The organism is Nostoc sp. FACHB-280 (genome assembly GCF_014697615.1).
GTDB lineage: Bacteria > Cyanobacteriota > Cyanobacteriia > Cyanobacteriales > Nostocaceae > Nostoc_B.
This window is the reverse complement of record NZ_JACJSD010000007.1, coordinates 57087-82986: the sequence shown is the minus strand read 5'-3', so window position 1 is coordinate 82986 and position 25900 is coordinate 57087. Positions and strand designations below refer to the sequence as shown.

The following is a 25900-nucleotide window of genomic DNA, read 5'->3' as shown; positions in this document are numbered from 1 at the left end:
TGATACTAAGTTGCTGTCAGAAATAGTATCCCGACTCCCCACTTCCTACTCGTAATTACAACTTAACTTGGTTTAAATGACTGCGGGGGTTATATGTACGTATCGCCCGAATTTTTTCATAATATTCGCGTTCTTGGGGGCTGAGGTCTTTTGGTGGTGCGATCGCAACTTTCACCAATTGATCACCACGTCCACCTTTGGGTAAAGGCCAGCCTTTGCCCCGTAAACGCAGAGATTGACCAGAACGCACACCCGCAGGCAATTTCACATTCACATTTCCATCAGGGGTAGGTACATCAATGGAAGCGCCTAAAGTTGCTTCATCGGGTGTAATTGGCACTTCACAAACCAAATTATCACCTTCAATTTGGAAGAATGAATGAGGTTGCAGTTCCACTTTTAAATACAAATCGCCCCGTTGTTGAGTCATGGGGTTAAATTGACCTTTACCCCGCACCCGCAAACGACTACCGGGTTTAGCACCAGCCGGAATGCGGACATCAAGGGTTTCACTACCCAAATTAAACCGCTTTTGTACACCAGCAAACGCTTCCAAAAAAGTCAAAGTAATGATGGCTTCCGTATCTTGGGCTGTACCTGCACCAGCATCTTGAAAGCCAAAATCGTTAAAGCCGCCATAACCGCCACCTGGTCTACCTGTGCTAGTGCGGTAAGAGTAACTTTGTCTACCACCAGCCGCACGAGAACCAGCCGCACCACCAAAGCGGCCTAATAACTCATTAATAAACTCATCAAAACTACCGTATTGGCTGAAGTCGAAACCACCCATATCAACCCCAGCACCACCACCGGGGAAACCTTGGCCGACTTGTTTCCAATATTGACCAAACTGGTCATATTTTTGGCGCTTATCTGAGTCAGATAAAACTTCGTAGGCTTCGTTGACTTCTTTAAAATTGGCTTCTGCTTGCTTGTTGCCAGGATTAACATCGGGGTGATACTTTCGGGCTAATTTCCGAAAAGCTTGTTTAATTTCCTCTGGACTGGCAGTCTTACTAACTCCCAAAACTGAATAATAATCTTTGAAGTCGGTTGCAGCCATCTACCAGCCTCCTGTAAAAATTTACTTTAAGTTTTTTTGTAAGATGTCAGATTTATATTTTGCTAGGTATAATGCCGAGCAATTAGATTCTGATTTTAAATTAACAAACAATACACAATTACAAGTGGGGTTCTTGCTCACTGCACCAGCGCAATTCCCGTACTTTGGGAATGGGGGAGTAGAGAGTGGGGTAATAATTTCTTTACACCCTTATACCCCTACACCCCACACCCTATTTTAATCAAGTCGTCTAGTCCTTCTTCGATGCTGGGTGGAGCGTCTCGGAGTTGGTGGTGCATTCGTAAGATGACTTCTTCGGGAACTTGGCGATCGCGTCTTTTATTGCGAGCTAAACACAGCCATACTGGTGTAGTCAGCCAAATTCCCACCACTTGGGTAAAACCTATGTCACGGCTAAAGGTAATCAAGTCGCGGCGATGGCTTCTTTGGGCATTAGTAGCATCAAAAATTGCTGATTGATTAGCCAGGACTGTTTTTTGGAGTTGCTGTTCTAATTCTTGCCAAATCAAAAACCACGGCCCTTGAATAATTTCATCGCCAAACAATTGCCCCCGGATGGCATCTGTAGAAATCAGTTGCATCTGGGGGCATTTAGCCATTAATTGTTTTGCTAAAGTTGACTTGCCGCTACCCGGCAGACCGATGAGTAATATGAGTGCTGAGTGCTGAGTGCTGAGTGCTGAGTGCTGAGTGCTGAGTGTGGAGTACTGAGTGCTGAGTGCTGAGTGAGAAGTTAACAGAGAATAGTAGTCATCAGTTGTACTCATAATTCAAAGTTTCAAACTCAGCACTTTCAACTCAGATGGCAAGAGGTGGGTTTGAATCCCTCTTGGATTTCCCTCCTGCCTTCTGCCTCCTGCCTCCTGCCTTCTGTCCCCTGCCTTCTTTAAATAATCGTCCCATCGGTAATGACTGCACCTTTGAGAACAACTACAATGCCGCTACGGATGTAGAAGCCTTGACTTTCTCGGTCAGCTTCCTGGACGTTATCTTTGTTGATGATTTTAACATCGTGACCAATGCGGGCATTTTTATCAACGATCGCCCGCCGAATGATGGTATCTGTACCAATACCTACGGGGATATCACCTTTGTCGATGCTGCATTGACGTTCAACCGAAGCTTGATAAAAGTCTGCACCCATGAGCAAAGATTCTTCGATGATACAGCCCGATTCAATCCGCGATCGCACTCCTAAAACTGAATGTTGAATCCGGCAGTTTTTCAAAATACAGCCTTCACCAATAATTGATTCGGTGACATGGCAATCTAATAATTTGGTGGGTGGTAGATAACGCGGACGGGTGTAAATTGGTGCTTCTTCATCGTAGAAGCTAAAAGGTGGTTGTGGTTGCTGGGTTAAGGCTAAATTGGCATCATAAAATGCTTCAATTGTCCCGATATCTTCCCAGTAATCATCAAATAAATAAGCTTGAATGTTATGGTCTTGGGCGGCATCAGGGATAATTTCTTTCCCAAAGTCAGTCCGTTCTAATTTTTCCCGCAACAACTTGATCAAAACATTTTTCTTAAAGACATAAATCCCCATTGAGGCGATGTATGGCTGTTGTTCTGCCTGTTCTTTGGTTAATCCCAAAATGGTAGTATCAACCTGCATTTTTGCTAAAGCCTCACCTTTGGGCTTTTCGCTAAAGTCAACCACCCTACCAGACTCATTGATTTTCATCAAGCCAAAGTCAGAAGCCCGACGGTTATCAATGGGAATTACCGACAGGGTAATGTCAGCATTGGTGTCTCGATGACGCTGGATGAATTGACGATAATCCATCCGGTAAAGGTGATCTCCTGAGAGAATCAAAAATTCATCTACATCCCATTCCTCCAACATCCACAAGTACTGTCGCACTGCATCGGCTGTACCTTGGAACCAGTTGGGGTTTTCTGGAGTTTGTTGTGCAGCCAGCACTTCCACAAACCCTTCACTGAATCCACTAAAGTTATAAGTACGAGCAATGTGACGGTTCAGAGAAGCTGAGTTGAATTGTGTCAGGACGTAGATTTTAAAAATTTCCGAATTAATACAGTTACTCACAGGGATATCAATTAAGCGATATTTCCCTGCAACGGGAACTGCTGGTTTTGCCCGGAGTTTAGTTAAAGGGTAAAGGCGGGTGCCTGCGCCACCACCGAGAATGATTGCTAAAACTTTTTTCACAAAATTTCTCCCGACTGCCTTTCAACTCTCACTTTCAGTTTATGACTGTATGTAGCCTCTGATAAGGGGGGATCGAAATATTCTCCGGGATGATTTTTGGAAAATACTGGCTGTAACTGTTACTAGTGGAGGACTAAAATCGCTCCAGCGTCATATTTCTCCTGCCATCTGAAATTCTGAAATAATGTATAAGACTCTCGCCGTGATCCAAAAAATCAAGAGTATAAAGATGTGGGGGTAGAATCAAGTCGAAAGTCAAAAATAAGAGCATTTTTGACTTTCGACTTGCTTGTAGGGGTGTGTTTATCCCAAATTCTTACACCCAATCTCCACGGACAATCTGTATGCGGAAGTCTGGAATATCTATCTTTGGCTGGCTAAAGTCTAGCCAATAACATCGTATTTTGTTTACAGATCATGTAACGCCCTATAATCATTTTGAGATCATGAACCCTAGGCGGCCTAAAAAGTCTCAGTCTTCTAATTCCGATAAGCAGCAACAAACACTCCAAAATGAATTATTTCCGATTGTGGGGATTGGTGCATCTGCCGGAGGGTTGGAAGCATTTACCCAATTACTCAGCCATTTGCCCAATGATACAGGGATGGGATTTGTGTTTATTCAACACCTAAGTCCTAACCAAAAAAGTATATTGGCTGAAATTTTATCCCGGACAACGGAGATGCCAGTCATGGAAGCCCAAAATGGCATGGTGGTGGAACCGAATCATGTTTATGTGATTCCTCCCAACGCGATGATGACTATTGCTGAAGGCAAGTTAAATTTGGTTCCGCGTCAGAAAACTCGCGGTCAAGTGATGTCGGTTGATTTATTCTTCTTTTCATTGGCGCAGGAACGGGGTAGTAAAGCTATTGCCGTGGTGTTGTCTGGGGGTGATGCTGATGGTGCAAGGGGATTAGAAGCAATTAAGGAAGCTGGGGGAATTACCTTTGCCCAAAATGAAACATCGGCACAGGTGAGTGATATGCCGAATACAGCTGTGGCTTCTGGTCAGGTAGACTTTGTGTTAACACCACAAGCGATCGCTCAAGAGTTAGCTCATCTCAGTCATCATCCCTACATTCGTCCCTCAAATCCCGCACAATCAATTGAGGTGCGACCCACTGAAGAAACTGCTTTGCTGCAAATTTTTAGTCTGTTAAAGGCTGCTACAGGTGTTGATTTTAACTTATACAAACAAACCACCCTCAAGCGGCGCATTCTGCGGCGGATGATTTTATACAAGCTAGAGAGATTAGAAGATTATGCAAGTTATCTTCAGGAACATCCGGCAGAAGTCAAAGCATTGTATTATGATGTGCTAATTACGGTCACTAGTTTTTTTCGTGATCCAGAAGCTTTTGAAGCTTTAAAAACCAAAGTATTTCCGCAGATTATTAAAGAACGCAACTCTCATTCCCCCATCCGGATTTGGGTAGTAGGATGTTCTACTGGAGAAGAAGCTTACTCAATTGCAATTTGTTTACTAGAGTATTTGCACAATCAAAATATTAATCGACAGATTCAAGTATTTGCTACGGATATTAATGAAATCGCCATTGAAAAAGCCAGGACTGGAGTTTACAAATACAATCAATTAATTGGTGTCTCTCCTGACCGTTTGCAACGTTTTTTTATCTCGGTAGAAGGTGGCTATCAAATTAGCAAAATAGTGCGCGAAGCCTGTGTTTTTGCTAGACAAAATCTGATTGGTGATCCTCCTTTTTCCAATCTGGATTTAATTACCTGTCGCAATGTCTTAATTTATTTGGGTTCTTCTGTCCAAAAGAAACTGCTGCCACTTTTTCACTATGGTTTGAATCCCAACGGCTTTTTAATGCTAGGTACATCCGAGACAGTAGGCGAGTTTAGTAATTTGTTTACTTTGATTGACAGAAAGTACAAAATTTACTCGCGCAAAATGGCTGTGATTCGGTTGGGAATTGATTTAATTAGTAGTAGCTATCCCAGCGAAAATTTCAGCACACAACTATCAGCAAGTGAAAGAACGTGGAATGATGTAGAAATACAAAAAGTGGCTGATCAAATTGTATTAGATCAGTATGCGCCAGTAGGTGTAATTATCGACAGTGATTTAGAAATTGTCCAGTTTAGAGGACAGACCAATCCTTATTTGCAATTACCATCAGGTAGACCAAGCTTTAATTTGTTGAAAATGGCTAAAGAAGAATTAAGGCTAGAACTACGTGCTGCAATTCACCAAGCCAAAAAACGCGGCGTAATAGTCAAAAAAGAAGGCATTAAAGTTAAAGACAACGAAAAAATGAAGCTGGTCACCATTGAAGTTATACCGTTTAATGCTGCCAGTACTACAGAACGCTACTTTTTAATCATATTTGCAGAGATACCCGCGGCCGCCACTGCTTTGTTAAATTTACCTAGTGATAACCGTAAAAGCAAACCAACTAATGAGCAAGACGAAATTCACCGACTCCAACAAGATTTAGCCACCACTAAAGAATATTTACAGTCAATTATTGAAGAACAACAATCGACTAATCAAGATTTAAGGGCGGCTAATGAAGAAATTCTCTCTAGTAATGAAGAGTTACAAAGTACTAATGAAGAACTGGAAACTGCCAAAGAAGAAATTCAAGCTACGAATGAAGAATTAAACACAATTAATGATGAACTGCAACGCCGGAATTTAGAATCAACCCAAGTCAGTAACGATTTACAAAATCTCCTCAGCAGTATTAATATCCCCATCTTGATGTTAGGTGGTGATTTACACATTCGGCGATTTACTCCAGTCGCAGAAACTATTTTTAACTTGATTCCTTCCGATGTGGGGCGGCCATTGAGTGATATTAATCACAATTTAAATCTTCCTGATTTAGAGCAGCAAATTATCGAAGTGATCAACACACTCAATTTTAAAACGCAGGAAGTCCAAGACCAAGAAGGACATTGGTATGATTTACGCATTCGCCCCTATCGCACTATTGATAATAAAATAGATGGTGCTGTTGTGGTGTTGGTTGATATTGACGCTCTCAAACGCAGCACCAGACAAGCTACAGCCGCCAGAGATTACGCGGAAGCAATTGTCGCCACTGTGCGAGAGTCTTTGGTGGTATTAGATACAGATTTGCGCGTAATTACCGCCAATCAGTTTTTCTATGAAAAATTTCAGCTATCACCAGCCGAAACCGAACAGTGTTTGATTTATGAAATCGGCAATGGGCAATGGAATATTTCCCAATTGCGATCGCTCCTAGAAGATATTTTGCCTCATCACAGCCAATTTCAAGATTTAGAAGTTGAGCATAACTTTGAGCAAATGGGGCAGAAAGTGATGCGATTGAATGCGCGGAAATTGTCGCACATCCATGATATCCCAATGATATTGTTGGTGATTGAAGATATTACCCAACAAAAACAGCTAGAAGCAGAACGAACTCAACTATTAGCCCAAGAACAATCTGCCCGTGAAGCCGCCGAGACCGCCAACCGCGCCAAAGATGAATTTTTGTCAATTCTGTCTCACGAACTGCGAAACCCGTTAAATGCCATGCTGGGGTGGGCAACTTTACTCCGCACTCACCAACTCAACGAAGCCACAGTCAATCAAGGTTTAGCAGCCATTGAACATAGCGCCCAAACCCAAGCCCATTTGATTAGTGATTTGTTGGATATCTCCCGCATTAGTTCCGGTAGGCTGCAAATGAATGTCCAAGAAATTGAACTAGTGCCAATTATTGAAGCAGCGATCGCGGTAGTAAGTCTAGCAGCAGAAACCAAAAACATTCAAATTAACACTAACTTAGCTTCCACAAGCCGAGTAATTATCGGTGATCCAGTCCGCTTACAACAGATCATCTGGAATTTACTCTCTAATGCCATTAAATTTACCCCAGCTAACGGCAGAGTTGATATCTCTTTAGAGTACACAAATTTGCAAGCACAAATTCGAGTCAGCGATACAGGTCAAGGCATTAGTGAAGAATTTTTACCCTACATTTTTGAACGCTTCCGCCAAGCAGATGGCAGCAAAACACGTTCTAATCCAGGTTTAGGGTTGGGGCTGGCGATTGTGCGTCACTTGGTAGAACTCCACGGCGGGACAGTGGAAGCCCACAGCCCAGGAGAAGGTCAAGGCGCAACATTCATCGTCAGACTACCTCTACAAGCTAATCAGCCAGAAATTCCTGTGGTGACTCCTTCCTTACCATCCATCACCAGAAATAACCTACCGGATATCCCACCCGATGACCTTCCTTCCTTGGCAGGTGTGCGGGTACTAATAGTAGACGACGAACCAGATATTCGCCAATTATTTAAATTAATTCTGGAAGAATATGGAATTGAAGTTACAGCCGTCGCTTCTGTCAGTGCGGCCTTATCAACTTTATTGGCAAATCCTGGCGGTTATGATGTCCTTTTGTCTGACATTGGTTTACCAGAAGAAGATGGTTATATGCTGATGCGCCAAGTCAGGGAACTCAGCCCCGAACTGGGTGGGCAAATTCCCGCCGTCGCCCTCACCGCCTATGCTAGTGATGCAGACTATACCGAAGCTTTAGCCGCAGGCTACCAAATGCACCTAGCAAAACCTGTTGAACCTATGCAGTTACTCAGTGTCGTTGCGGCTTTGAGTGGGAGGGGGTAGGGGTGCAGGGTGCAGGGGGCAAGGGGGACAAGGGGGACAAGGGGGACAAGGGGGACAAGGGAAGGGAGCAATCTTTCTACCTTGTCTACCCCCTCTACCTTGTCTACCCCCTCTCAGCACTCAGCACTCAGCACTTCGTACTCACTGGATGTTTGACTAGCGATCGCACTGCGGCAATTATGGCATCAGCATCGATTTTGGCGGCGTGGAGTAGTTCTTCGGGGGTTCCTGATGTGGGCATTTCACTGACGGCTAGTTTGATGAGTTGTAGTTGTGGCCCTTCGTAAGTTGGCATTTCGCCGACACCAGCAAAAGCATCCAACACCGCCGCACCTAATCCGCCCTCTAGCCAATGATCTTCGACTACGATTAAGTTACCTTCGGTGTCTTGTGCGGCTTGATGTAGGGTTGGCAGATCAATGGGTTTGACTGAGTAAGCATCGATGATGCGGACTGTAATACCGTCGTTTTTCAGTTGTTCATAAGCTTTGAGGGCTTCATGTAAAGTAATCCCCGCACCGATGATGGTGGCTTGGTCTTGGTCAGAACTGCGGATAACTTTGCTACCACCAATGGGAAATTCTGCTTCTGCATCGTAAATGACGGGTGTAGCTTCGCGGGTGGTGCGTAAGTAAACAATACCTTGGTGATCGCTCATTTGCGCTACTAATTTGGCGGTTTGATTTGCGTCGCTGGGGTACAATACAGTGCTACTCCACACAGCCCGAAACGCCGCTAAATCTTCTAACCCCATTTGGGAAGCGCCATCTTGACCGATAGAGACACCAGCGTGGGAACCCATTAAATTAATGTTGGCGCGAGACACAGCCGCCATCCGAATAAAATCGTAGGCGCGGGTTAAAAAAGCAGCAAAGGTAGAGGCAAAGGGTTTATATTTTCTGACTTGCAAACCCACCGCCGCCGCAATCATTTGTTGTTCGGCGATGTACATTTCAAAGTAGCGTTCGGGAAAGGCTTCGGCAAAATCTTCGACATAAGTGGAATTACTGACCTCAGCATCAAGGGCAACTACATCTGGTTGAGCATTGCCTAACGCCTTTAAAGCATCGCCATAAGCCCGACGTGTGGCTACTTTTGTGCCTTTTTCATAACTAGGAAGTTGTAGGGGTTGGGGTTTACCCGTAGGAACCGGCTCTTGGGTATCTGGTTGATGAACTGGGATAATTATCTGACGTTCACCGCCTAATTCGGCAATTGCTTGCTGTTCTTGTTCAGGTTTTAAAATTTTGCCATGCCAACCGCCTAAATTTTCCAAAGTAGCCACACCTTTACCTTTCTTGGTGCGGGCGATAATTACTGTTGGGCGATCGTTAATTTCAATAGCCGTACTCAAGGCTTGATCTATTTCAGTAAAATCATGACCATCAATTTCTATCGCTTGCCAACCAAAGGCTTTGGCACGATTAGAGTATGCTTGCGTATTCCAGCCTAACTCTGTTTGCCCCCGTTGACCCAAGCGGTTGACATCAATAATCGCAATTAAATTATCTAAGGTGTAATGTGCAGCATGGTCAAAAGCTTCCCAAATTGAACCTTCGGCGGTTTCGCTATCTCCGAGTAACACCCAAACATGATAGGGAAGTTGGTCGAGATATTTCCCGGCTAAAGCTAACCCCACAGCAATGGGTAAGCCTTGCCCTAGAGAACCAGTTGCCACATCCACCCAAGGTAAAATGGGCGTGGGATGACCTTCTAAACGACTACCTAATTTTCGCAGCGATCGCAATTCTTCATCGTTAATCACACCTGCGGCTTTGTACATAGAATATAGCAATGGTGCAGCGTGACCTTTAGAAAAAATCAGGCGATCGTTATTGGGATTTTCGGGATGCTCAAAATCGTAGTGCAAATATTTAGTCAGTAAAACCGCCATCACATCCGCCGCCGACATAGATGATGTCGGATGACCAGAACCCGCAATTGTGGTGGCGCGAATGCTATCAACACGCAACTGTTGGGCTAGTTCATACCATTGATGCAATTCTTCTTGTGTAGTCATAATTGTTTTCCTAACTTAAAATAATTGCCATTAAGATTTGGGATGTTGATGAAAAATTTGTGGGAAATGATGACAGGATGTTTTAAAACTCCTAGTGTTGGTAGCCAAACATTTTAGATCCCCCTAAATCCCCCTTAAAAAGGGGAGCCACTGCGTTGGGCGGGTTCCCCGACTTGAAGCAAGTGGCGTGGACTTAAAGAGACTCTTAGCCCCCCTTTTTAAGGGGGGTTGGGGGGATCTGTAAGTGCTAATAATCACAGCGAACCGCTTTTAAAACAACCTCTGAGATAAAAATAATTTAACGCTGAGAAACACCGATGTTTTTTATCAGCAGATACAACCACTATCAATCAATTCACGAATAAGATATGATTGCTCTTGTCAAAAATCTCTCTATCTGGGTTTACTTTAGAGAGGAGAATCAAAAAACTCTTCTGACTAAGGGAATAAATAATATTTATATCTAGAAGAAGACTGCAAAAATCACTAAAGTAGTTAGGGATTATTATTCAGAGTGAAATTAAATTTTGCTTAGGGATGAATATTGAGATGATAAATAAATTATTGTGTGGAAATAAAACAATCAATCGCGTTTCCTAATGTGTTGATGTACAAAGTCTTGGACTTCTTACATAATTTTTTGTGTCTCACGCATTCGCCCTTGGCGTTCCGCTTGCGGTAGGCGCAAAGGCGCAAAGAAAGATGCTACTATGATCATGATTTTTGTAAGAAGTCTATTCTTGCTTATACCTTACTAAAATAAAAACCACTAAACGTCAAAAAATAATCAAAAATATCTGCATCCATCCGCGTTCATCTGCGGTTAAAATCATCCCATAATCCTGAATAATAAACTATTTAATTCCCCATTATTCGCTACAATATAAATATGTCTGAAAATTCTGCTTTAACTACAACACGCCCCACATTCATCTTAGTTGATGGACATTCTTTAGCATTTCGTTCTTACTTCGCTTTCGCCAAAGGAAGAGATGGCGGACTGCGAACTAAAACCGGGATACCGACGAGTGTGTGCTTTGGCTTTCTCAAATCTTTGCTGGAAGTGATGACAACACAACAGCCAAAAGCAATGGCGGTTGCATTTGATTTGGGTTTACCGACTTTCCGCCATGAAGCTGATGATACATACAAAGCTGACCGTCCGGGGACACCAGAAGACTTTGTTCCTGATTTAAAAAATCTGCATGAATTACTCGAAGGCTTGAACCTGAAGATTTTTACTGCACCTGGTTACGAAGCTGATGATGTGTTGGGAACCTTAGCGCAAAAAGCCACGGCGGCTGGTTATAAGGTGAAAATTTTAACAGGCGATCGCGATTTATTTCAACTCATTGACCCAGACAAAGAAATTACCGTTTTAAACTTTAGTCCTGATGCACTCAAACGCGCCACAAATAGCATCACAGAATTTAGTGTAGAACAAGTCAAAGAAAAATTAGGCGTATTACCTACACAAATTGTCGATTATAAAGCTTTGTGTGGTGATAAATCAGATAATATTCCTGGGGTGAAAGGCATAGGTGAAAAAACGGCAGTTCAGCTATTAAATACCTATGGTTCTTTGGAGAATATTTATGCAGCCATAGCAGAAATTAAAGGCGCAACCCAAAAAAAACTTACTGAAGGTCAAGAGGATGCTAAAAAGTCGCAATATTTAGCACAAATAGTCACCGAAGTACCTTTAGAAGTTAACTTAGACAACTGCCAATTAACCGGATTTGACACAAGTAATCTCACTCCTATTTTAGAAAAACTAGAGTTCAATACTTTTTTAAAGAAAATCAACGAAATTCAACAGAAATTTGGTGGTGAAGTTACAGAAACTCCCGCCAATGTAGAAGCATCCAGCATAGATGATGATGGTGATGATTTATCATTTTTCACTGCTGCTGAAACAGCCGCATATCAACAGCAACCAGTTTCAGAAATTCAGCCACGGATAATTAATAGTGAAGCTAAACTGACTGAGTTAGTAAATATATTGCAACAATTTACTGACCCTGCAAACCCAGTGGCTTGGGACACAGAAACCAGCGATTTAGAACCACGGGATGCAGCTTTAGTCGGAATTGGTTGTTGTTGGGGAACACAACCAGATGAATCAGCATATATTCCCCTGGCGCATAAAAACGGTGAAAATTTACATCCAGAAACAGCACTTGCAGCACTACGTCCAATTTTAGAAAATGCTAATTATCCGAAAACATTTCAAAATGGTAAATTTGACCGCCTAGTATTTCGCTGTCAAGGAATTAATTTAGCCGGAATTGTCTTTGACCCAATGCTGGCGAGTTATGTTTTAAATCCCGATACTAGCCATAACTTAACTGATTTGGCTTTACGATATTTAGGTTTATCTATTCAAAATTATGCCGAATTAGTTCCTAAAGGTAAAACCATTGCTGATATCGATATTACATCAGTTGCCAATTATTGTTGTTTCCAAGTGTATGCTACATGGCAATTAGTAGAAAAATTGCGCGAAGAACTGGATAAATTTCCAGCCTTGTCAAAATTATTACTAGAAGTAGAACAGCCATTAGAAGCCGTTCTCGCAGAGATGGAATACACAGGTGTCAGCATTGATTCTGCTTATCTGCGAGAACTTTCACAACAGTTAGAAATAGATTTAGCTAAGTTAGAAGCACAAGCAACAGAAATAGCTGGCGAAAAATTTAATTTAGGTTCTCCAAAACAGTTGAGCCAAATCTTGTTTGAAAAGTTAGGGTTAAGTACGAAATATTCTCGTAAAATTCAAACTGGTTATTCTACCGATGCCGCAACTTTAGAAAAGCTATTAGAAGTTGATAACACTGGGTTTGTAGAATCGATAATTGAGTATCGCACATTATCTAAATTAAAATCTACTTATGTAGACGCTTTACCAGCGTTGGTGCGTGCAGATACTCAACGTGTGCATACGGATTTTAACCAAGCCGCCACATCAACTGGTAGGTTATCTTCTTCTAATCCAAATTTACAAAATATCCCAATTAGAACTGCTTTTAGTCGGCAAATTCGCAAAGCATTTTTACCCGAAAAAAATTACTTAATGGTCGCTGCTGATTACTCACAAATTGAGTTGAGAATATTAGCACATTTGAGCCAAGAACCATTGTTAGTGCAAGCATATCAGCAAAACGAAGATATTCACACAGTTACAGCAAGATTGGTATTTGAAAAAGATGATGTTTCCGCAGATGAACGCCGAATAGCCAAGACAATTAACTTTGGTGTAATTTATGGTATGGGTTCGCTGAAATTCTCACGTTCCACAGGAATAGATAAGAATGTTGCCAATGAATTTATTAAACGATTTAACGAACGCTATGCTAAAGTATTTGCATATTTAGAGAGCGTGAAAAAACAAGCGATCGCACAAGGTTATGTTGAAACTATCCTCGGTAGGCGGCGTTATTTTGATTTCCAAACCAACAGTTTACGCAAGTTAAAAAATACAAATCCCGCAGATATTGACTTGAGTAAATTAAAAAATATAGGTGCTTTTGATGCTGGCTTGCTGCGTTCTGCTGCCAACGCACCAATTCAAGGCTCTAGTGCTGATATTATCAAAATTGCCATGCTGAGACTGCATGAAATTTTAAAACAATATCAAGCACGTTTATTATTGCAAGTTCACGACGAATTAGTGTTTGAAGTTCCGCCCCATGAATGGGAAGAATTGCAACCACAAATTAAATCAGTCATGGAAGGTGCAGTAACTTTAACTGTGCCATTACTAGTAGAAGTCCGCGCCGGAGAAAATTGGATGGAGACGAAATAAACTCAATGGATACCATTAATTTTGATGGTGTAAATGGGTATCGCTACTGGTTTTATGAACCTTATGTTTACACTGGTGTGGCTGACATTGATGAACGATTAAGTGGTTTTCCTGTCGCTGTTTTTTTACCACAGCACCAGCCTACACAGGACACACCCTTAGTAATTGGTTTGCAAGGGATGTGTGCGCCTTATGGTTGGAATGCTTTTATTGTGCCGACATTAACGCAAATGGGTATAGCTGTGGCTTTATTTGATACACCTTTTGCGGGTGAACGCAGCTTAGTACGTACATTTACAGCCGTAGTGCAGAACGAAATTAAGCCATTAATTGATAGAGGTATTGCCTTTGATACAGCATTACTTTTATCTATATTTCGCAGTACTGCCCAGGATATTACTAGGATACGAGATTTTTGCTGCGATCGCTATAATCTGAGTCAGACAAAATTGGCATTATTTGGAGTTAGTATGGGAGTCTTGCTCTCTGCATATAGCTTTACAGCACATAGCTTGGGAGATAGACTACTAGGCACTATTGGTCATGCTGATCTGCCATCATTTGCTAAAAGTTGGGGATATGGTTTTTTACCTGATTTAGCAGCTTCGCCCCTTGGTAATTTAGCAGAAATATTCTTAAAAAAATTCCAGCCGGATTTACAACCTGTAGTGCAGCTTTTACAATTAGCTAAACATCTCAAATATGAAGATAAATATACTTGGGAATGCAACCCGATGAACTATGTTCAACAAGTCCAACTTCCCCGAAGAGTGCGTTTTTTAGTTGGTGCGAATGATCCAATTGTTAATATTAAAGATACTCGTGCTTGCGCTCAAAAATTTCCCGATGGTGCTTATTATGTTGTTCCAGGAATGGGACACGGAACTAGACAACAAGGGCTAACATTTGTGGAGCATGTACGTTATTTTCTCGCTACCCAGTTGGGTGACTGGCAAAGATAAAAAAGAATTGACAAATAGGCAATCCACTAGCAACTTCTGTGGTTGAATCTCATTGATTTCAACTACTGAGGCATTGCAAACACAGCAAAATCCTCTTCTGTCACCTATCCACTGCTCCTACACGCAATGCCACACGCTTGTACTTACTCGCATCATAAGGAACACCTGCGTGCATGACTTGGGAGTTATCCCAAAAAACCAAATCTCCAGGCTGCCAAACATGAGCATAAACTGGCGTACCTTCTAAAATCCGTTGAAAGAGTTCATGCCAAAACTGCTTTGCTAAACTCAATTCATCTTCCATTCCCAGCAGTATGGAAGTATCTGAACCCAAATATAAACCTTTCTGCCCAGTGACTTTATGAGTTGACACAATAGGATGTTTTTTCATCGGCACCTCTGCCCCTAACTTAGAGGCTGGTGGCAGATGATACATTGACATTTGCTCTAGTTGTCGCTGATATTCAGGCTCAAGATTTTGATAAGCTTCCACCATATCAAGGAATTCAGTGGTGTGGGGTTGACCATCAAGTCCTTGTGCTGGTATTTCTACACCATACAACATCACCACATACAAAGAATTCATATCTAAACCTGTTGTTCTTGGCAGATGGTCTTTGTCATGATGCCATTGCCAAGCAAATTTCCCCAGAATTTCGGGAGAATTTGTTTTGGGATTTCCTAAAATACCAACACCAGGGCTTTGTAAATTTGGGTCAATATCTGGGTCTAGCGGTTGAGGTGGATACTTAAAACCTGATTCCCCAAAAGCTCTGTTGGCAAATTCCTGCAATTGTGAGGCTGTTAAATGTTGCTTTCTCAGAACAACTACACCATTCGCCCACAGAGATTGTTTAAATTCTTGTATTTGTTGGGTTGTGAGTTGCGTCAGGTTGCAACCTGGTAAAACTTCCGTACCTAGTCTATGATGCTGCTGAACTTTCTGCGGCATTTTCCTAGTCCTTGTGATCTGATTTCAATCTATCGGCCAAACAGCACAAGAGAATGGATGTGTTACAAAATATTTATTCGCTAGTTACAATTCTCAACAAACAGCATTCAGTATGTATCAGTACAAATCCTGTACGGAGCCGTGGAAATGAGAAATATCAGCAAGTACTTTAGTACAATTTCTTTAGTTGTGCTACTTCAAAGTTTTCCGGTAAATGTTCAGGCACAATCAACAGAAACACCTTCTGCGACAAGCTCAGATTCTATTCAACAGGTAATTGCCGCCAAATGGATGACCAATTCGCCAGATGGTAATTTTTATCCCGAAAGATTCCTCAGTCGGGCAGAATTAGCCTCAATTATGGTGAAAGTCTTTCGGCTAGATAAACGACAAGCTGTAAATCAAGAAAATGTTGTGATTGCAGATGTCCCGGCTTCTAATCGCGCATTTAACGATATTCAGATAGTCTTAAAAACAGACATTATGAAAGGCTATCGGGGGAATTTGTTTTTTCCTAACCAAAGAGTTACCAGAGCAGAAGCATTAGCGATATTTGCCCAAGCTTACGGTGTCTTTCAATTTGATGATGATTCGGTGAATGAGATTTTAGCCTCCCATCCTGATGCTAAATCAATTCCGACATGGGCGCGAAGAGCGATCGCTACTGTAGTCTCAGAAGGATTTGTCAAAACAGATAGCCTTGGCAATCTTTCCCCATTGCAACCCATGAATCGTGGAGATATGGCTTACGTGTTAAGTAAATACTTGCAACGGCAACAAAAACTACCAGATACACCAGAAGTTCCGACTGTGCCTGATAATACAGTTTCACCCTAGTAATCAAGGTAACTTACCCATATTCAGAGAACTCACACAAACAACAGGTATCAGGAATGTCAAACCTTGACGACCAAAGACTTTTATCTTCTAACGTCATACCGAACTAGAGTGTGTGATTACGTAAGTTCTCATTCTTAACGGGTCATGTAACAGAATTGCAACGCCTCATCATCATGGGGGCAACCCGACCGTGGGAAAATCAAAATACCAGAAGTAGAAATTAGAGAGGAAAACCCTATAATATGCATCTGAGCGAAATCACCCATCCTAATCAGTTGCACGGTTTATCTATCCGGCAACTGCAACAAATTGCTCGCCAAATTCGAGATAAACACCTGCAAACAGTAGCAGCAACAGGCGGTCATTTAGGGCCAGGTTTGGGTGTTGTAGAGTTAACTCTAGGGCTTTACCAAACATTAGATTTAGATCAGGATAAAGTTATTTGGGATGTGGGACACCAAGCTTATCCTCACAAATTGATTACAGGACGTTATAGTAACTTCCATACCCTCAGACAAAAAGACGGAGTTGCTGGTTATCTCAAACGTTGCGAAAGCAAGTTTGACCACTTTGGTGCCGGTCACGCTTCTACAAGTATCTCCGCCGCCTTGGGTATGGCATTAGCTAGAGATTTAAAAGGTGAAAAATTTAAAGCGGTTGCTGTTATTGGTGATGGTGCTTTAACTGGTGGGATGGCGTTAGAAGCCATTAACCATGCTGGACATTTGCCGAAAACCAACTTACTGGTAGTACTGAACGACAATGAGATGTCCATCTCTCCCAACGTCGGTGCAATTCCTCGTTACCTCAACAAAATGCGCCTGAGTCCGCCCGTCCAATTCATTAAAGATAATTTTGAGGAACAATTCAAGCAAATTCCTTTCGTGGGTGAATCTTTGTCTCCAGAGTTGGGACGCATTAAAGAAGGAATGAAGCGGTTGGCTGTTCCCAAAGTAGGGGCAGTGTTTGAAGAACTCGGCTTTACCTACATGGGGCCAGTTGATGGACACAACTTAGAAGAACTGATTGCAACTTTCCAACAAGCGCATCAAATACAAGGGCCAGTTTTAGTTCATGTAGTCACCACCAAAGGTAAAGGCTATGAACTGGCGGAACAAGACCAAGTAGGCTACCATGCCCAAAACCCCTTTAACTTGGCAACCGGCAAAGCTATTCCTTCTAGCAAACCCAAACCCCCGGCTTATGCTAAAGTCTTTGCCCATACCTTAGTTAAATTAGCTGAACAAAACCCGAAAATTATCGGTATTACAGCCGCAATGGCCACAGGTACAGGTTTAGACAAACTGCAAGCTAAACTACCTAATCAATATATAGATGTGGGTATTGCCGAACAACATGCTGTAACTTTAGCGGCGGGTTTAGCTTCTGAAGGTATGCGTCCGGTGGCGGCTATTTATTCAACCTTCTTACAAAGGGCTTACGACCAAATTATTCACGATGTTTGTATTCAAAACTTGCCTGTGTTCTTCTGTTTAGACAGAGCGGGTATTGTAGGTGCTGATGGCCCTACTCACCAAGGAATGTATGATATTGCTTATTTGCGCTGCATTCCTAACATCGTGTTAATGGCACCCAAGGATGAAGCCGAATTACAACGGATGATTGTGACTGGCATTAATCATACCAGCAGTGCGATCGCTATGCGCTTCCCCCGTGGCAATGGTTACGGTGTACCCTTAATGGAAGAAGGTTGGGAACCTTTGGAAATTGGTAAGGGTGAAATTCTCCGCAATGGTGATGATGTGTTAATCGTTGGCTACGGCACAATGGTTTATCCCAGTATGCAAGCGGCAGAAATTCTCAGCGAACATGGTATTGAAGCTACAGTCATTAATGCGCGGTTTGTTAAGCCATTAGATACAGAATTAATCTTACCCTTGGCTAAGAAAATTGGTCGCGTTGTCACCCTAGAAGAAGGTTGCATCACGGGTGGTTTTGGTTCTGCTGTCGCTGAAGCTTTACTCGATGCTGATATTGTTGTCCCAGTCAAGCGTATTGGTATCCCAGATGTCTTGGTGGAACACGCTACCCCAGAAGAATCTAAGGCAGAATTAGGTTTAACTAGTCGTCAAATTGCCGAAAGAGTGATGCAGGCTTACTTCCAGAAGCAAGTATCTACTGTAGTTTAAATCTGCTGTGTGATCTTCATTAATTGATTTAGGTGGTAATTTACCACCTTTTTTTGTATTGTTAAATTTCTTCCTATTCCCTACTCCCCAGTCTTAAATACTGCATAACGCGCTTTTCCTTGTTGCTTGGCAGCGTACATTGCTGCATCGGCATTTTGCAGTAAGTTTTCTGGTTTATCGCTACCACCTTGATTGATCGTAATACCGATACTGGCTGTAGTCGAAATTAAATTGCCATTCAGAGTTAAGGGTAAGCCTAAAGTGTCTTGAATACGTTTAGCGACGTTAATGGCATCGTTGATATCTTTAATATCTTCGAGCAGCACGGCAAACTTATCACCGCTAAACCTGCCGACTGTATCACCACTGCGTAGGCACGATTCTAACCTGCGAGCGATCGCTATTAATAAATCATCGCCCATCGTATGACCATAGCGATCGTTCAATTCCTCAAAGCCATCTAAATCTAAAAATAAAATGCCAAAACGGTAATCTATCCGGCGTTTACTTCTTTCTACCGCTTGTTTTAATCGATCTAAAAATAAAGCTCGATTTGGTAATGCTGTCAATCCATCATAAAACGCATTCTGAAGCAGTCGTGACTCCATAATTTTGCGTTGGGTGACTTCTTGAAGAACTAATACTGTACCAGTAATATTATTACTACTATCACGAATCGGTGCAGCATAATCTCCAACGAATATTTCTCTCCCATGTTTATTAATTAATACACAGTTATCTGGTAAATATACAATTGTTCCTGTAAATATTATTTGTGTAGCTAAATTTTCAATTGCTTCTTCTATATCTTTGTCAATTAGTTTCACAACTTCTGCTACATTTTTTCCCTGTGCTTCTTTTAGCTGCCAACCTGTCAGCATTTCCGCCATTGAATTCATAAATTGAATGCAACCATCAGTATCCGTGACAACTACAGCATGTTGCATACTGTTAATCATTGCCACCATTGGTTGCTGTTGTTTCTGCATTTTCTCGTTAATAAAGAAATTTTCATCCTCAGCAACTAGGATTTTGTGCGTCAGCATGTTAAGACTACCTATTTGCTAAGTTCCGATATTGTGGGAATTGTTAACTGAATCTGAAGGTGAATAATTCTATGATAATCAATATCTCGAATAATCCGTTTTGAATTTGGAAATTCTTCAACGCCATATTTTAGCGTTACTACGCCACTACGTGTATTTCAAAAATCTGTCTTTATAAGATTTATCGAGTACTAATTCTGATAAAGTTGGTATAAAAATCAAAATGTTAATTTTAAATACAGTGACAAGCCAACTCTTCTTCAATGGTCATCATCAAAGCGTTGAGATTAATTGGTTTGACAAGATAACGACGTGCGCCTAAATGTATAGCTCGTTCTTGATCTGCTTTAAAAGCAAAGGCTGAAATCACAATCACAGGTATTTTAGATACGTATGGATGTTGTTGGATTTGTTCTAACAGCCAATAGCCATCAATATCAGGTAATTTTAAATCTAGTAACACTAAATCGGGCTGAAATGTGTTGACCGTTGAAAATAACGCTGTACCATTTGACAAACTTTTGACATCATATCCACAGTAACCTAGATAGTCACTCAGCAACATCCGGTTTACATGGTTATCTTCAATTAATAAGACTCTTTTTAATTGATTGAGATGCACTTGCTGATTAATGGTGAGTAAGTTTACTGTCATTACAAAATAGAATTGAAGATATACATTCCAGGCTCGAAATTGAATAAAAAATATGTTGTTAGGCGAACTATTAAATTAATAAAAATCTATTTATACTATTTCTCTATATCAAAAAATAGTCAATAAAAGTTAGCTTTTATCTTAGTATTTACTAAATAATATCATTATGATTTATTTAATTATTTTAATAAAAAATTAATATTTACTTAACAAATCTTGATATTTCTATTATAGAACTTGATTGTGAATTTGTTTCCAGTCATGTATATGTACTTACATAAATGGCTTATTACAGTGATATATACAACAGTAATTCCACAGGAAAGGTATAAAGATTTCATAAAAAAAAGGAGCATAGTTGCTCCTTTGGTGATTATTTGGAATGGAAACCGGAGTCTCAACCGGAAACTTTCTTTAACTTGCGTTGTGTAGCAACGATTCCAGCCACACCCAACATACCCAATACTACTGAAGGTTCTGGTACGGAAGTGGAAGAAACATAGCCTGGTGTTTGCCAAGTGTAAATAGCACTGTAAGATACACCGTCATCAGAAGCGGTAATACCAGATGCAGTCGACTTAAAGCTGTAAGCGTAGTAAGTCTTACCACCAGTAACTACTTTGGCGATTTCACTAGCACCAATTTCACCTTCGTACTTCTTGAGTGCATCTTGCAGGCTCAGTATATCTTTAAAAGATGTCAGTTTAGAGATTTGCTCTGGAAGTTGAGTTTTGGCAGTCTCTAGGGTGTTGATTCCACTTGTGAGTTGAGTTTTGGCGGTATTTAGGGTGTTGATTCCACTTGTGAGTTGAGTTTTAGTGGTATTTAGAGTGCTGAGTCCACTTGTGAGTTGAGTCTTAGTGGTATTTAGAGTGCTGAGTGTGCTTGTTAGCTGAGTTTTTTGGGTATTTAGGGTGTTGAGTGTGTTTGTCAGTGTTTGTCTTAGTGTTGTGTTGGTTAAAGGAGTTGCGTTTAGCTGATTTTGCGTTGTGGTGATTTGTGAGTTAACAGTGTTCAGTTGTGTTTGTGTTGTGGTGATTTGTGAGTTAACAGTGTTCAGTTGATTTTGCGCTGTGGTGATTTGTCCGTTAACAGTGTTCAGTTGTGTTTGCGCTGTGGTGATTTGTCCGTTAACAGTGTTCAGTTGTGTTTGCGCTGTGGTGATTTGTCCAGGAATGGCATCTAGTTGTGTTTGCAGTTGTGGAATCAGAGTTTCAACTTCTGAGAGGGTTGGTAGAGTTGTTTGTTGAGGAAACTTCGATTTCAGTGAATCCCAAGTATTATCAACCTGAAGTGAAATAGTGCTTGCAAGCTTACTCTTGACATCCAAGTGACCAACTAATTTCAGTTCTACGCCACCATTTTTATCGAATTGGAAACCGCCAATGTTGGGGTCTCCCATTCCCAAAGAAGGCAAATAATTGGTGACTAGTGATTTAGTGTCGGCTGAAAAACCGTTCCAAACTGACTGAAATGGAGTGTAATTAGTCAATAAATCATTTACCCATTGGGAACTAAAACTCTTCCAGTCGTCAGCAGTGACACTAGTAACAGTGGCGTTGTATTTTCCTTTGGTTGCAGTGAAGCCAACATTAGAAGTAGGATTTTCTGTACTGTGCCAAAGTTCAACGTTAGAACTAGCATCTTTATCTGTTAAAGCTTTAATAGCAGCAGTGGTATCGCCTGTAATAAATTGGCCGTTGGAGCCACCTGTGTAAGTCTTAATTTCGTTGGTATCGTTGAAGGAAAAAGTTGTAGCTTGTGCTGGATTAGAGGCGATCGCACTCACGCCAACAGCCATTGAGGCACCAATTACAAGTGTTTTCAAAGTTCTTTTCATTTACTGTCTCCGCCAGTTTTGCTGTGATTTTATATACTTCTATTTGTTTCTGGAATTGGATGAGCCTGACTACAGGCTTTGACTTTTAAAGAATGCGGCTGGTCTCAAAAATCACCAGCTTTTAATCATCCCTCGTAGTTATGCACACCAATCTAGTTTAGGAAACGGGGAGACTTTATTGGGTAAAGCTGTTGTGGATTCTAAATAAAAAGATGACTAATCTTTTGCTATTGATTTCAGCAAATCTACGATATTACTAATTTTCCTAGTGTCGTGAATATGACATTGATTGAAACGGTAACAGGGAATGGGCAACAGGCAACACTTCAGCAAGCTTAGTGCATCGCCGGGGAATAGGATTGATAGGTTGTGGCGCGTTCTTTACTCCTCGCCCCATTTTTCTGTTCAAAAGACTTTTACTACCTAGCTTTTTTCTGCTGATGCTGCATTCCTAAGCAACTGGCGATCGCAATTAATCCTAGCAATACTGAAGGTTCTGGGACTCTGCGGGGGCTGGGATTTGTACTGTTGAGGTTTGCCCACCTATTGCTATAGGGAGGAATGTAACTAGATACAGGTGCATCACTTTTAGAGGTAGGAATCAAACTGGGCGTGTAGTCATGATTTGGGCTGGTATGATTTTCATCTTCAGTTACTTCTAGTTGGGAACTCGTCTGTTCTGGTTCTATTAATGAAGTGTTGTTTAAGCCCCAAACTGACTGCTGTCCCCAAGCACTAATTACAAAGAAAGACACAGCACAAAGGCTAATTTTTACTACACTACTTGCCATGCACCCCTATTCACCACTTCTAGTCTACTGTCACCGATAGATTTTAATATCTCGATGACATTTCCGTAATTTCTCTGTAGTTTATCTTAAACAAATTCAAAATTAGCCAGGGATTAATCAAATTCTGACCAATTTAACATCAAGACTTGATAAATCTACTGACCTCGGCGTACTTAAAGAAACTTAGCAATTCGTTCCACGGCAGTTTCTAATAAAGCTGGCTCATGTACCAAGGCAAACCGGACATATCCTTCTCCAGATTTACCAAAACCAGCACCGGGAGAAGCTGCTACCCCTGTTTGTTTGACTAACTGAGTACAAAATTCCACAGAGTTATTTTGCCAAAGTGCGGGTAACTTAGCCCAAATATACATTGTGGCTTCGGGACTGGGAACTTGCCAACCAATGCGATGTAAAGCATTCACAAAAGCATCACGGCGTTGGCGGAAGGTGGCGACTGTATTGGTGACTCCGGCTTGTGGCCCGGTTAGGGCTGCGATCGCCCCATTCAAAATTCCTCTATACTGATTAAAATCAACTGCGGCTTTGATGTGACGTAAAGCTTTGATTAACTCAGCATTGCCAATGGCATAACCAATGCGGAAACCACCCATATTGTAAGACTTAGAAAGGGTGAAAAATTCAATCGAGACGCTTTTTTCTGGGTCAGCTTGCAGAATTGACGGTACTAAAGATGGGGATTCCATTCCCTGAATTCCCTCAAACACCAAATCTACATAGGGGAAATCGTGAACTAACACAATATTGTGTTGCTGACAAAAAGCCACAGCTTCTTGGAAAAAAGCCAAAGGGGCGATCGCGGCTGTGGGATTATGGGGATAGCTCAACACCATCATCTTCGACTGAGCCACAACTGCATCCGGAATATCAGCTAATACTGGTAAGAAACCATTTTCTGCCAGTAATGGCATAGGATAAATTTGTCCACTGGCTAAATAAACTCCGCCTGCGTGGGAGGGATAACCAGGGTCGAGCAATAAGGCAAAATCCCCAGGATTTAATAAAGCTAGAGGTAAATGAGCCGTACCTTCTTGAGAACCAATTAAAGGTAACACCTCGGTTTCGGGATCAACTTTGATGCCAAATTTCTGCTCATACCAGTTAGCAGCCGCTTGTCGAAAGGCTTGTGTACCGTTAAATAACAAATAACCGTGGGTGCTGTGGTCATGTAAAGATTGGGCGATCGCTTCTAGAACGTGCGCCTCAGTCGGCAAATCCGAAGAACCCAATGATAAATCAATTAACTGCTGCCCAACAGACAAAGCCGCCGCTTTAGCTTTGTCCATCTCCGCAAACACATTAAATTGTAGAGGTTGTAAACGTTGTGCAAATTGGATGTTAGTCATTTGTCCTTTGTCCTTTGTCATTGGTCATTAGTCATTTGCTAATGACCAATGACCAATGACTAATGACTAATTTTTATTTAAATGCGTATCTAGCAGACTCAGTAATTTGTCTTTACTAATAACTCCCTCAGTTGATTCTAATAATTTTTCCCCTTGAATTAGCCTTAAAGCTGGTACACCTTCTACCCCGTACTGTTTGACAGAAATGGGATTGGGGTCAACTTCCATTTTGACAATTTTCAGGCGATCGCTATATTGGTTGGCCGCTAAATTAATCAGTGGCGACATTAACTGACATGGGCCGCACCAAGAAGCCCAAAAGTAAACTAATACAGGCTGCTCAGATTTCAACACTTCGGTTTCAAACTCAGCATCAGTGATGGTGATTACACCCTTACTCATGGCAGTCTCCATTAGTGGACATTAATACTTGGCACAAAAAATACTTTATCCCAAAGTTGTCAATAGTCCATAGTCGATAATTCATTGACTGTTGACTACTGACGCAAAATCCCACAACCAACAGGTGTGGGACTAGCTCAAATCAGTAAGCTAAACACATCTAAATTAAATATACAGCTTGAGTGTTGCCGGACTTACGTAGTGGGACGAAAAATCAAGGGTTGTAGCCAGGGTGTGTGCGTAAGTCATGTGTCTAATAGCTAATCTAGTCAAATTTTACATTTGATCTAGTTGCTTGCGTAAAGATTCCAACTCAGCGTCAACAACTTCATTGGTTTGGGGAGGCGTAGGTTGGGAAGGAGTTGCTTGCTGTGGTGGTAGTTGGGGTTGATTGGCGGGGCTGGCGGGTGCTAGTGAAGCTTTTAAAGCTGCCAATTCATCATCTACATCACTTCCCGCTTCTAAACGGGCAAACTGGCTTTCTAAATCAGCACCAGCGAGTTCTGCGGCAGATTGGGCGCGGGCTTCTTGCATCAGAACTTTTTCTTCCATCCGCTCAAAAGCTGCCATTGCACTGCTGCTGTTCATCCCGCGTACCATACCTTCGAGTTGCTCTTGGGCTTTAGCGGTGGTGATCCGCGCTTTGAGCATTTCTTTTTTGGTTTTGGCTTCGGAGATTTTGCTTTCTAGCTGAATTAAATTGCGTTTTAGAGTTTCAACTTGAGCAACTTGCTGATCTAAACTAGCTTTGAGGGCTGTAGCAGTATCGTTAAAAGTTTTTTTCCGTTCTAGGGCTTGACGCGCCAAGTTTTCATCGCCTTTTTGCAGTGCTAGTTGAGCGTTGCGCTGCCATTTATTGACTTCGTTGAGATTGTCGTTGTACTGTTTTTCAGTTCGTTTTTGAGCAGCGATCGCTTGAGCAACACCTTGTTTCAACTGTACCAAGTCTTCCTGCATTTCCAGAACTGCTTGCTCTAGCATTTTTTCTGGATCTTCAGCTTTATTTACCAAGTCATTGATGTTGGCACTGACGACTCGTTTAATCCGATCAAATAATCCCATAATTACTTTTCCTTTGGCAGTTTCGGTACTTGGATGAACAGTTAAGGTTTTTACTATGAAATAGTTTCTTATTTAAATGTAATCTTTCTGGTTTGGTTCGGTACCCCTCGATAC

The 25900-nt window shown here is 41.6% G+C and carries 16 protein-coding genes and 1 pseudogene; 5 read left to right on the top strand and 12 right to left on the bottom strand.

Going from position 1 to position 25900, the window contains the following annotated elements; all coding sequences use genetic code 11:
- Positions 1-55: 55 nt before the first annotated feature.
- The 3 genes from H6G75_RS07280 to H6G75_RS07270 all read right to left on the bottom strand — a co-directional run bounded on the left by H6G75_RS07280 (position 56) and on the right by H6G75_RS07270 (position 3260).
- Positions 56-1063, bottom strand: a complete 1008-nt coding sequence (locus H6G75_RS07280; RefSeq protein ID WP_190979275.1) for a DnaJ C-terminal domain-containing protein — start codon at positions 1061-1063, stop codon at positions 56-58.
- A 218-nt stretch (positions 1064-1281) separates the two neighbouring features.
- Positions 1282-1851, bottom strand: coding sequence for an AAA family ATPase (locus H6G75_RS07275; RefSeq protein WP_190979274.1), 570 nt, complete (start codon positions 1849-1851; stop codon positions 1282-1284).
- Positions 1852-1970: 119 nt separating this feature from the next.
- Complete coding sequence (locus H6G75_RS07270) at positions 1971-3260, bottom strand: glucose-1-phosphate adenylyltransferase (protein ID WP_190979273.1); 1290 nt, start codon at positions 3258-3260, stop codon at positions 1971-1973.
- A gap of 446 nt (positions 3261-3706) precedes the next feature.
- On the opposite strand from H6G75_RS07270, the gene H6G75_RS07265 reads away from it, so the two are divergent.
- Positions 3707-7894, top strand: coding sequence for a chemotaxis protein CheB (locus H6G75_RS07265; RefSeq protein WP_190979272.1), 4188 nt, complete (start codon positions 3707-3709; stop codon positions 7892-7894).
- A 127-nt stretch (positions 7895-8021) separates the two neighbouring features.
- On the opposite strand, the gene H6G75_RS07260 is transcribed toward H6G75_RS07265, so the two are convergent.
- The gene (locus H6G75_RS07260; RefSeq protein ID WP_190979271.1) at positions 8022-9914 is read right to left on the bottom strand and encodes a transketolase; all 1893 of its coding nucleotides are present in this window, start codon (positions 9912-9914) and stop codon (positions 8022-8024) included.
- An 889-nt stretch (positions 9915-10803) separates the two neighbouring features.
- Here H6G75_RS07260 and polA point away from each other — a divergent pair.
- Both polA and H6G75_RS07250 read left to right on the top strand, forming a co-directional pair.
- Positions 10804-13719, top strand: coding sequence for a DNA polymerase I (gene polA / locus H6G75_RS07255; protein ID WP_190979270.1), 2916 nt, complete (start codon positions 10804-10806; stop codon positions 13717-13719).
- Positions 13720-13724: 5 nt separating this feature from the next.
- Positions 13725-14681: an alpha/beta hydrolase gene (locus H6G75_RS07250; protein ID WP_190979269.1), complete on the top strand. Its 957-nt coding sequence runs from the start codon at positions 13725-13727 to the stop codon at positions 14679-14681.
- Positions 14682-14781: 100 nt separating this feature from the next.
- On the opposite strand, the gene H6G75_RS07245 is transcribed toward H6G75_RS07250, so the two are convergent.
- Complete coding sequence (locus H6G75_RS07245) at positions 14782-15633, bottom strand: TauD/TfdA family dioxygenase (RefSeq protein WP_190979268.1); 852 nt, start codon at positions 15631-15633, stop codon at positions 14782-14784.
- A 147-nt stretch (positions 15634-15780) separates the two neighbouring features.
- Between H6G75_RS07245 and H6G75_RS07240 the strand changes: the two genes are divergently transcribed.
- On the top strand, positions 15781-16470 hold the full coding sequence (locus H6G75_RS07240; protein WP_190979267.1) for an S-layer homology domain-containing protein: 690 nt from the start codon (positions 15781-15783) through the stop codon (positions 16468-16470).
- A 245-nt stretch (positions 16471-16715) separates the two neighbouring features.
- Positions 16716-18623 (top strand): 1-deoxy-D-xylulose-5-phosphate synthase, encoded by a 1908-nt coding sequence (gene dxs / locus H6G75_RS07235; protein ID WP_190979266.1) that lies wholly within the window; start codon positions 16716-16718, stop codon positions 18621-18623.
- Positions 18624-18703: 80 nt separating this feature from the next.
- On the opposite strand, the pseudogene H6G75_RS07230 reads toward dxs, so the two are convergent.
- The 7 genes and pseudogenes from H6G75_RS07230 to H6G75_RS07200 all read right to left on the bottom strand — a co-directional run.
- Positions 18704-19624, bottom strand: a pseudogene (locus tag H6G75_RS07230) (diguanylate cyclase domain-containing protein); the annotation flags it as partial.
- A 277-nt stretch (positions 19625-19901) separates the two neighbouring features.
- A complete protein-coding gene (locus H6G75_RS07225; protein WP_190979264.1) occupies positions 19902-20324 on the bottom strand; it encodes a response regulator in 423 nt (140 codons plus the stop codon).
- Positions 20325-20721: 397 nt separating this feature from the next.
- Positions 20722-22164, bottom strand: a complete 1443-nt coding sequence (locus tag H6G75_RS07220) for an NF038130 family PEP-CTERM protein (RefSeq protein WP_190979263.1) — start codon at positions 22162-22164, stop codon at positions 20722-20724.
- Between the two features lie 419 nt (positions 22165-22583).
- Entirely contained in the window at positions 22584-22955 is a 372-nt protein-coding gene (locus H6G75_RS07215; RefSeq protein ID WP_190979262.1) for a hypothetical protein, read from the bottom strand.
- A gap of 173 nt (positions 22956-23128) precedes the next feature.
- The gene (locus H6G75_RS07210; RefSeq protein ID WP_190979261.1) at positions 23129-24322 is read right to left on the bottom strand and encodes an LL-diaminopimelate aminotransferase; all 1194 of its coding nucleotides are present in this window, start codon (positions 24320-24322) and stop codon (positions 23129-23131) included.
- A gap of 66 nt (positions 24323-24388) precedes the next feature.
- Positions 24389-24724 (bottom strand): co-chaperone YbbN, encoded by a 336-nt coding sequence (locus tag H6G75_RS07205; protein WP_190979260.1) that lies wholly within the window; start codon positions 24722-24724, stop codon positions 24389-24391.
- Positions 24725-25000: 276 nt separating this feature from the next.
- Positions 25001-25786, bottom strand: coding sequence for a PspA/IM30 family protein (locus H6G75_RS07200; RefSeq protein WP_190979259.1), 786 nt, complete (start codon positions 25784-25786; stop codon positions 25001-25003).
- Positions 25787-25900: the final 114 nt, after the last annotated feature.